Here is a 9,376-nt window from a genome sequence, read left to right as displayed (position 1 = left end):
TTTTGTGGTTTTAGATACCGAAAAACGTCCCCGCAAAAGTTGGGTGGTTTGGGGAGAACAGGGTAAATATCCGGATCTAATTGTCGAGATTCTCTCCGATTCTACGGCCAATATTGACCGCAATAACAAGAAAATTCTCTACCAAAATACCTTTCGCACTCCTAATTATTTTTGGTTCGATCCCAATAGTTTAGAATTGCAAGGATTTAGACTAATTGAGGGACAATATCAAGCCATTTCTCCCAATGAACTGGGTTATCTCTGGAGTGAACAGTTAGGATTATATTTAGGGATATTTGACCGTAAACTGCGTTATTTTACCGCCGATGGTCAATTAGTCCCCACTCCTCAAGAAGCTGAGTTACAGCAACGACAGGCCAAAGAACAGGCTATTTTAGCCAAAGAACAGGCTATTTTAGCCAAAGAACAGGCTCTTTTAGAGAAAGAACAGGCTCTTTTAGAGAAAGAAAGGGAACGTCAGGCTAAGGAAAAATTAGCACAAAAACTACGAGAATTAGGCATCGATCCCGATACAATTTAACTGAAGTGGCAAAAGTCCTAAATAGTTAGGTGTTAAAATCAGACACCCCCCTTATTAAGGGGGATCAAGGGGGGATTTATAACCAGCTACCTAGAGAAAGTAAACCTAAATGAGAGGTCGTGAGAAAACTTATGAGTGATATTGAACTTCGGCAGTCAGTTTATGACCTTCTTTCATCCCTGAGAGGATTGGATGCGCTCAAAAAATTATTCTGGTCTGAGTTAAATTACGAGCGAGAAAATCAAACCCTGTCCCGACGCAATTGGCCAGATAAAGCAGTAGAAGCATTAGCAGAAGACCCAATTTTATTGGCTTCTGGGGGGGAAGATTTTCAGGTTATTTATGCTCGTCTCAACTCTAAGCAACTGCTGCTCAATTTAGAGCGTCTTGTCGTCACTCAACTGCTAAAAAACCATCCCTACACTCTCTTTATTTTCTCTGATTTCCACCAAGAACGGTGGCATTTTATCAATGTTAAATATGATGTTAAACAAGAAAAACGGCAAGTCTTGCGGCGAATTACAGTGGGTCCGGGGGAACAGTTACGAACCGCCACAGAACGCCTAAGTTTACTGGATTTAGATAATATTAGTTCCGAGTCTCCTTTAGCGATTCAGGAACGTCATGATGAAGCTTTTGATGTTGAGAAAGTTACTAAGAAATTTTTTGAACAGTATCGCTCGGTCTTTGAAAAAGTTGAGCAATTAATTACTAAAACTATCCCTAATACTGACCAGAGAAGACTATTTACTCAGAAGCTATTTAATCGCCTGATGTTTATTGTTTTTATCCAGAAAAAGGGTTGGCTGAAGTTTAACGAACAAACAGACTATCTAGAAACATTATGGCAGGATTATCAGAATGATAACAGCACCTCGGACAAAAACTTTTATCATAATCGCTTGACTCATCTGTTTTTTACGGGACTAAATAATCCCCAACAAACGGATATTATTAGTATCAATAACGGTGGTTTTCTTCGGCAAATAATCGGCACAGTTCCCTATCTTAATGGGGGATTATTTGAACAGGATGAGGATGACCGCAATCCTAATATAATAGTACCCGATCAGGCGATCGATGTTATCTTACATAAACTTTTTAGTAATTTTAATTTCACGGTAACTGAGAGTACACCCCTTGATTTGGAGGTAGCAGTGGACCCAGAAATGTTGGGAAAAGTGTTTGAAGAATTAGTCACGGGAAGACATAAATCAGGTAGTTATTACACACCTAAACCGATTGTTTCTTTTATGTGTCGGGAGGCTTTGAAGGGATATTTAGGAGGCTATGAAGCCTTAGTTGATGAACATAATGTAGAGCAGATAAACGTTCCAAAAGCTCGTGATCTTTTGCAGAAACTGAGCGAAGTGAAAATAGTAGATCCTGCTTGTGGAAGTGGCGCTTATCTATTAGGTATGCTGCATGAACTACATTCGCTTACTCGTTTGCTTGACACCCGCGCTCAACCGGAAAATGCTCGTGATGATTACCACCGTAAACTCAATATTATTCAAAATAATCTCTATGGTGTAGATATTGATGAATTTGCGGTAAATATTGCTCGATTACGTCTTTGGCTATCACTAACTGTAGAATTTGACGGTGAGCATCCTGAACCGTTACCTAACTTAGATTTTAAGATTGAATCTGGTGATAGTCTCACTGCTCCTAATCCAGAGAATGTAGGACAGTACACTCTTCGAGGCCAGATAATTCGCCAATATAGAGATGCAAAAAACTCTTATCTGACAATGAGTGAAGGAGTTCAAAAGCAAATTTTAAAACAAAAAATCAATGAATTTAAAGCTGAAATTGCTTTGATAACCCATGGAAGTAATAAGGTTAACGGATTTGATTGGGCTGTAGAATTTGCTGAAGTTTTTTCACAAAAGGGGTTTGATATTGTCTTAGCTAATCCGCCTTATGGTGCGACTGTTGGTGACAGGGTGCGCGATCTCTATTTTGACCGTCTGACTGATGGCGCACAATCCAAAGATACTTATGGTTTATTCATGGCCCGTGGCTTGCAGTTGCTACGTTCTGGCGGTCAATTATGTTACATAGTTTCTGATACTTGGCGGACTATTAAAACTCACAAACCTTTAAGAAAGCTATTTCTTGAAAAGACCACTATTGCTCATTTTATCGATCTGCCTTCTTGGGTTTTTGATGCTACAGTTAATACTTGTATTTTGACCGTTGCTAAAAATACGGCATCTGAAAGCCATGATCTAATCGCCGCAGATTTGCGTAGCCTTCAAATCGGGGACTGGAATAAACTAACTGAGAACCTAGCTGCGATCGCTGCTCATAGTGTGGATTTACAAACGATAGATTATGCTCGTTATACTTATCCCCAATCTTTGATAGCTACTTATGATAACTTGTCACTTTTCATCGGTTCACCCAAGCTTTATCAGTTGTTGAGCAATAATAATTTTTCTCGCTTGGGGACAATAGCTGATGTAAAAGTAGGACTTCAAACGAGTGACAATGATTACTATCTTCGTAAACGTAGAGGAGCAAGGGGAAGTTATGAAATATTAGACGAGAGTAAATTACTTACTGATGCTGATATTGCAGGCTTAAGTGATGATGAAAAACTAAATGGAGTAGCTCCCAATAAGTATAATAATCGCTGTTTTCTGCCCTTTGATAAAGGCGGCGAAAGTAATACTGATGAAGGTTGGCTTCCCAATTACTATGTACCGACACAATATTTGATAGATTGGTCAAGAGATGCTGTCCATCGCCTCCGCACTGCTACTATTGCTGATGTTAAACGGCGAAAAAAAGAATTCAATAAGATTGAACCACAAGAGGAACACAGGATTGCCTCTCGTTTTCAAAACTCAGAATATTATTTTCAAGAGGGGATAACATTTTCGCCTACTGGTATTTATAGTCCTACTTTTCGATTGGGAAGTGGCTGTATTTTTGGCAATAAAGGTTCAACTATTTTTGTTAGAGGGATTGAACCAAGAGTTTTACTAGGATTTTTAACTTCTATTGTCTCTCGTTATTTACTCAAGAGCTATGTATCCCATACAGTTGAAACAGGGGAAGAAGTTTTAACACGACTGATATTACCTTCATTAAGTCCTGATTTGCACGATAGAATCAAAACTTTAGTTGAAAGTATTATTAATCAACAAAAGCATAATCAAAGCTATCCCTATCATTTACATGAACAAAAAGAAATTGATGCCATTATTTATCAACTCTATGAATTAGACTATGAGGATATTCGTGAAATAGAACTTTGGTACTGTCGCCGCTATCCTAAACTAGCAAAAGCTCAGGGAGTATTAGCCGAAGTAAAAGAAAAGTATGAAAGACATATAGAACACTGTAGTCGAGTTTTGACAAAGCCTCCTACTTACTGGAAATCTCATCCAACTGAAGAAAAAACGATTTCATTCTATGAAGCAGCCAAAGAATATATTGGTTGTGTCGATGGCGGACCGGGGGACTTAGCCACTAATAAAGACTATCTTCGAGGTATTGGCAGCAAATGAAGTCAAATATTCTGTTAGATACGGGACCTTTAGTGGCAATAGTCAACCGTCGAGAAGCCTTCCATCAATGGGCAACTCAAACAACTACTAATTTGTCCTATCCATTTCTTACCTGTGAAGCTGTCATTACCGAAGCCTGTTTTTTATTGCAGAATATTTATGGCGGTGAAGATGCTATCATGGGATTAGTTAAAAGTAAAAAGATTATTATCCCCTTTCAGTTTAGTGAAGAAGTAGATGCTATTCGAGACTTAATGCAACGTTATCAATCCGTTCCTATGTCCTTTGCAGATGCCTGTTTAGTGAGAATGAGTGAATTAATAGCAGAAAGTTCTGTCTTGACTTTAGATAGCGACTTCTATGTCTATCGCAAGAATCGAAAAGAAATGATTGATTTAATTATTCCTGATTGAGATATAATTATTAAAAACCCCAAAAGAATTAAACCATGATACCAGCAACCACTCACTCACAAACCATCTTAGAAAAACTAAACGCCCTCACCCCCCAACAACAGCAAGAAGTAATCGACTTTATTGAATTCTTGCAATTTAAGGCACAGAAGACAGAAATTACTGAAGAAGAAGAACCGATTTCTGCTTATGAATCAGCTAAAGATTTAGTGGGGTGTGTGGAAAGTGGAATAGGCGATCTATCTTATAATAAAAAATACCTTAAAAGTCCAGCAAAAAAATGACAGGTTTAATAATCTCGGAGAGAAATAATTGATTTAATTATTCCTGATTGAGATATAATTATTAAAACCCCCAAGATAATTAACCCATTATTACTGCCTATCTTCCCGATCCATCAAAGTGGTCATCTAATTTTAGAAGGAGACGTTAGAATGGAATGCCTCTGCTGCAAGGGACAAATGAAACGGGGAACTGCTCCCTTTGCCATTGATCGCAACGGATACCATCTTTCTTGGGATGCTGTCCCTGCTTGGGTGTGCGAACAGTGTGGCGAAGTCCTTTTTGAAGCTCGTGAAGTCAATTTAATTCAAGAAACTCTCTCTATTCTAGATCGTGAAACTGCCGTCTTAGTTGAGCAAGCTTTATCCTAAACTACCATGAAAATACAAGGAATTATCAAAGGCAATACTATCGAGCTATTAGAGGATTTATCTCTTCCTAATGGCGTAAAAATTTCTCTGGAAATCCCCGATAATTTAATTCAAAAAAAATTATTGTGGGAAGAATTAGAAACTCTTATTGGAGTATGGAAAAATCAACCAGAACTCGATGATATTTTTTCTGAAATTGACCAAGAACGCCAGGCCGATCTAGGTGTGGAAATTAAATTCGATGATTAAGCCGAAAATTCATGTATTTACTGGATACTAACATCTGTATTGCCATTCTCAAAGGGAATCTGACGGTCGTTTCACATTTTAGACTTAAGTATCAGGAATCTTACCTGTCCACTTTAGTCTTAGGGGAACTATATAAAGGAGTTTATTGCTCAACTCAGCTAGAACGTAACTTAGATACATTAACTAGATTTGCCAACCAGTTACCGATAATAGCTTTTGATCAACAAGCTGCAATCGAATTTGGCAAAATTCAATCTGAACTTAGAAAAATTGGCAAACCAACAGGACAGTTAGATGCTTTAATCGCAAGCGTTGCTCGTTCTCGGCAGGATATTTTAGTAACCGATAATACTCGTCATTTTGAAAATATTTCTAATCTAGTAATAGAAAACTGGTTACAGCCCTAAAATTAAAAAATCGAACTATGCCTACCCACGACATCATCGACAATCGCCAGCAAAAATTAGTCGATAACATCAACCAAATTCTCCACTCTTCAGAAGCCGCTCATTTTGCCGTCGGTTACTTTTTCCTCTCCGGCTTTACTGCGATCGCAACTCGTCTCGCCACCATCCCACAAATGCGCCTCCTGATTGGCAACACCAGCAGCAGGGAAACCATCGAACAACTAGCAGAAGGCTACCGCCGCTTAGAACTAATTAAAAACCATCTGGAAGCACAAGAATACCCCAAACGGACAGAACGCAAGCAGATGGCAACAGAAACCGCCGACAATATTCGTTCCAGCGTCGAACTAATGGACCAAACAGATGAAGCAGAAACCTTAGTAAAAAATCTGGTTCAAATGATTGAAGAAAAACGCCTTCAGGTGCGAGTTTATACTAAAGGGCGACTCCATGCTAAAGCCTATATCTTCGACTACGGGACAATTTATAACCAGCAGGGACAACCCCTAGAACGTCAAGAAAAAGGCCTTGCTATCGTTGGTTCTTCTAACCTTACTTTATCAGGAATTTCCCACAATACCGAACTTAATGTTATCGTTCACGGTAATGAAAATCATGCCAGTTTAACAGAATGGTTCAATCAACTTTGGCAGGAAGCAACAGAATTTGATGAAACACTGATGCAGTCTTTACAACAATCTTGGGCGATGATGCCAGTACGTCCCTACGACATCTATATGAAAACTCTCTATATGCTCGTGCGCGATCGATTGACAGAAGAAACTGCCAGCGAAATGATGATAGATAACGAAATTACCGAGAAACTAGCAGACTTTCAAAAAGTAGCAGTTAACCAAGCTGTTAAACTCATCCGCGAGTATGGAGGTTGTTTCGTTTCCGATGTGGTAGGACTAGGAAAAAGCTTCATTGGTGCTGCCATTGTCAAACGCTTTGAACAAGTAGAAAAAGCCCGCCCCTTAATTATTTGTCCAGCGCCACTGGTGGAAATGTGGGAACGCTACAACGAAATTTATCAACTTAACGCCCGCGTTTTATCGATGGGATTGCTGCGGGAAGATGAAACCAGTGGCATCAGAGTTTTATTAGAAGATTTTAAATACAAAGATCGAGATTTTATCTTAATTGACGAAAGTCATAACCTGCGGAATGCCGCAACCCAAAGATATAAAATCGTCGAAGCCTTTTTAGCAGCCGGGAGACAATGCTGTTTCCTGACAGCAACTCCTCGCAATAAAAGTGCTTGGGATATTTACCATCAGATTAGGCTTTTTCATCAAGATGATAAGACAGATTTTCCCATAGATCCGCCCGATCTAAAAGAGTATTTTCGATTAGTAGAGAAAGGGGAAAAACAGTTACCTGACTTGTTATCTAACATCTTGATCCGGCGCACTCGCAACCACATTTTACGCTGGTACGGCTTTGATGCCAAGACTCATAAACCCGTAGATGCAGACAATTTCAAGGATTATTTAAACGGAAATCAACGCGCTTACGTTATTGTGGGTGGTAAGCATCAGTTTTTTCCCAAAAGAGAACTACAAACCATTGAATATAGTATTGAAGATACCTATCAAGGACTTTACCAAGAACTGCGCCAATATTTAGGGAAATCTCGCCAACAGCAACCAGCTAACCCTCGTAAAAATGAACTTTGCTATGCTCGTTATGTTTTGGGAAATTATGTATTACCAAATAAGCGCAAACAAGAACCATTACTCAGTTTACAAACTGGGGGAGCAAATTTAAGAGGACTGATGCGAGTCCTGTTATTCAAACGCTTTGAATCTAGCGTTTATGCCTTCCAACAAACTGTTAAGAAATTACTGCAAGTCCATCAACGCTTTCGAGAAGCTTTACGCCAAGGAATTATCCCCGCCGGGGAAGAAGCTCAAGCAATTCTCTGTGAACCAAACAATGGGGAAGAACAAGACATTATCGATGCCTTGAGTCAGGCATCTGGGAAGTATGATCTAGCTGATTTTGATGCCCCAAGATTGCAGAAACACCTCGAACATGACATCCAATTGCTAGAGAGAATTTTGCACTTAGTTGAGCCAATTACCCCAGACAAAGATGCGAAATTACAAACCCTTAAAAGCTGGTTGAATAAACCTCCGCTGCAAGATAGCAAGTGCCTCATTTTTACTCAGTATGCTGATACCGCCTCTTACTTATATCAAAACCTCAATCCTAACGGCGATCGAGAGGATATAGAAGTCATCTACAGTGGCGATAAAAATAAGGCGCAGGTAGTGGGAAGATTTGCCCCCAAAGCCAACAAATACTATAAATTGACCCCGGGAGAGTCGGAAATCAAAACTTTAATTGCTACCGATGTTTTAGCCGAAGGTTTAAACCTACAAGATGGCAACCTAATTATTAATTATGACCTGCATTGGAATCCCGTCCGACTCATTCAAAGGTTTGGTCGGATTGATCGGATTGGCAGCGAGAATGATGTGGTTTACGGCTTTAATTTTCTCCCAGAGACGGGATTAGAGCGTAATCTAGGATTACGGCAAAAACTCAAAAACCGCATTCAAGAAATTCATGAAACCATCGGCGAGGATGCGGCAATTCTTGACCCCACAGAACAGCTTAACGAAGAGGCTATGTATGCAATTTATGAAAAAAGTGGTAGTCATCAATTAAGTTTGTTTGAAGATGAGGGAGAATTTCTCGACCTCAATGAAGCGGAAGAAATTCTCAGACAACTCCAGCGAGAAAATCCGGCTGAATACGAACGGATAGCTAACCTGCCTCATGGCATCCGAACGGCTCGCTTTTCTCTCAATAAGGGCATAATTGTCTTCTGTGAAGCTTCTTACCCTAACCGCAAAGATTGGAAGGGCTACCAGCAATTATATTGGCTCGATGAACAGGGAGAGATCATATCAAAAGATACTGCCCGCATTTTAGGAATGCTCAAAACCAACCCAGAAGAAGCAGCGCTGCCGCTGCCCAAAAATTACAACCAAGCAGTCATGCAAGTCAAGATTAAATTTGCCCAAGAAGTCCAACACCGCCAATCGGAACGGGAGTACAGCCGTTCTCTGACTCAAGCACAGCGCTACATCTTGCGAGAATTGGGACTGCTGTTCAAAACCACTCAGGATGAAGAAATCCGCAAGCAGGTTAACCTATTAGAACAGGCCTTTCGCCAACCGATTACCACTGTACTGAAGCGCGAGTTAAACCTGATTAAGCGCCGTAGCCTGACAGGAGAAGCTTTGTTTAGCGAACTGAAGAAATTATACAGCCAACATGAGATGCGGGACTGGTTAGATCGCCGTCGCTTGCAAGGTGAGGAGCAACCAATTCCCATCATTATTTGCAGTCAGGCTTTAGTTTAGAAACGGCGATCGGTCAAGGTATAGGATTAAGTTATTGGTTAAAATCCCGCCCGCCTTATCTGTGCAATTGTGGTAAAAAGCTATAATTAATCAATCCTAAAATACCGGGAAAAAGTCATGACAGCCCTAGACATGATCCCAGATGTCACCTATCTCCCCACAGATTTATGGAGTGATGAACCACCCTTGGAAAGTGATCTACACCTGCAACAGAT

8 protein-coding genes and 1 pseudogene are annotated in these 9,376 nt (G+C 40.0%); all 9 read left to right on the top strand.

What is annotated here, in order from left to right; genetic code table 11:
* The coding region (locus IM462_RS12345) for a Uma2 family endonuclease (protein WP_287715241.1) at positions 1-541 on the top strand (541 nt) is incomplete at its 5' end.
* A 131-nt stretch (positions 542-672) separates the two neighbouring features.
* Complete coding sequence (locus IM462_RS12340) at positions 673-4,062, top strand: Eco57I restriction-modification methylase domain-containing protein (protein WP_287704122.1); 3,390 nt, start codon at positions 673-675, stop codon at positions 4,060-4,062.
* Positions 4,059-4,475 (top strand): type II toxin-antitoxin system VapC family toxin, encoded by a 417-nt coding sequence (locus IM462_RS12335; protein WP_130756615.1) that lies wholly within the window; start codon positions 4,059-4,061, stop codon positions 4,473-4,475. Before IM462_RS12340 ends, IM462_RS12335 begins: the two co-directional genes overlap by 4 nt.
* Before the next feature lie 35 nt (positions 4,476-4,510).
* The gene (locus IM462_RS12330) at positions 4,511-4,759 is read left to right on the top strand and encodes a DUF2281 domain-containing protein (RefSeq protein ID WP_130756616.1); all 249 of its coding nucleotides are present in this window, start codon (positions 4,511-4,513) and stop codon (positions 4,757-4,759) included.
* A gap of 150 nt (positions 4,760-4,909) precedes the next feature.
* A complete protein-coding gene (locus IM462_RS12325; RefSeq protein WP_052278163.1) occupies positions 4,910-5,128 on the top strand; it encodes a YgiT-type zinc finger protein in 219 nt (72 codons plus the stop codon).
* A 6-nt stretch (positions 5,129-5,134) separates the two neighbouring features.
* Entirely contained in the window at positions 5,135-5,377 is a 243-nt protein-coding gene (locus IM462_RS12320) for a hypothetical protein (protein WP_123230202.1), read from the top strand.
* An 11-nt stretch (positions 5,378-5,388) separates the two neighbouring features.
* Positions 5,389-5,784, top strand: coding sequence for a type II toxin-antitoxin system VapC family toxin (locus IM462_RS12315; RefSeq protein ID WP_123230203.1), 396 nt, complete (start codon positions 5,389-5,391; stop codon positions 5,782-5,784).
* Between the two features lie 17 nt (positions 5,785-5,801).
* On the top strand, positions 5,802-9,161 hold the full coding sequence (locus IM462_RS12310; protein ID WP_287704127.1) for a helicase-related protein: 3,360 nt from the start codon (positions 5,802-5,804) through the stop codon (positions 9,159-9,161).
* A gap of 117 nt (positions 9,162-9,278) precedes the next feature.
* A pseudogene (locus IM462_RS12305) lies at positions 9,279-9,376 on the top strand (Uma2 family endonuclease); the annotation flags it as partial.

This window comes from Microcystis sp. M144S2, from assembly GCF_020246065.1.
GTDB classification, from domain to species: Bacteria; Cyanobacteriota; Cyanobacteriia; order Cyanobacteriales; family Microcystaceae; genus Microcystis; species Microcystis ichthyoblabe_A.
Note: the sequence above shows the minus strand (reverse complement) of the source record. Positions and strands in the feature narration are given on the sequence as shown.

Coding starts and splice junctions, on each gene's coding strand:
- IM462_RS12310 (WP_287704127.1), top strand. CDS start 5,802: ATGCCTACCCACGACATCATCGACAATCGCCAGCAAAAATTAGTCGAT.
- IM462_RS12330 (WP_130756616.1), top strand. CDS start 4,511: ATGATACCAGCAACCACTCACTCACAAACCATCTTAGAAAAACTAAAC.
- IM462_RS12315 (WP_123230203.1), top strand. CDS start 5,389: ATGTATTTACTGGATACTAACATCTGTATTGCCATTCTCAAAGGGAAT.
- IM462_RS12340 (WP_287704122.1), top strand. CDS start 673: ATGAGTGATATTGAACTTCGGCAGTCAGTTTATGACCTTCTTTCATCC.
- IM462_RS12320 (WP_123230202.1), top strand. CDS start 5,135: ATGAAAATACAAGGAATTATCAAAGGCAATACTATCGAGCTATTAGAG.
- IM462_RS12325 (WP_052278163.1), top strand. CDS start 4,910: ATGGAATGCCTCTGCTGCAAGGGACAAATGAAACGGGGAACTGCTCCC.
- IM462_RS12335 (WP_130756615.1), top strand. CDS start 4,059: ATGAAGTCAAATATTCTGTTAGATACGGGACCTTTAGTGGCAATAGTC.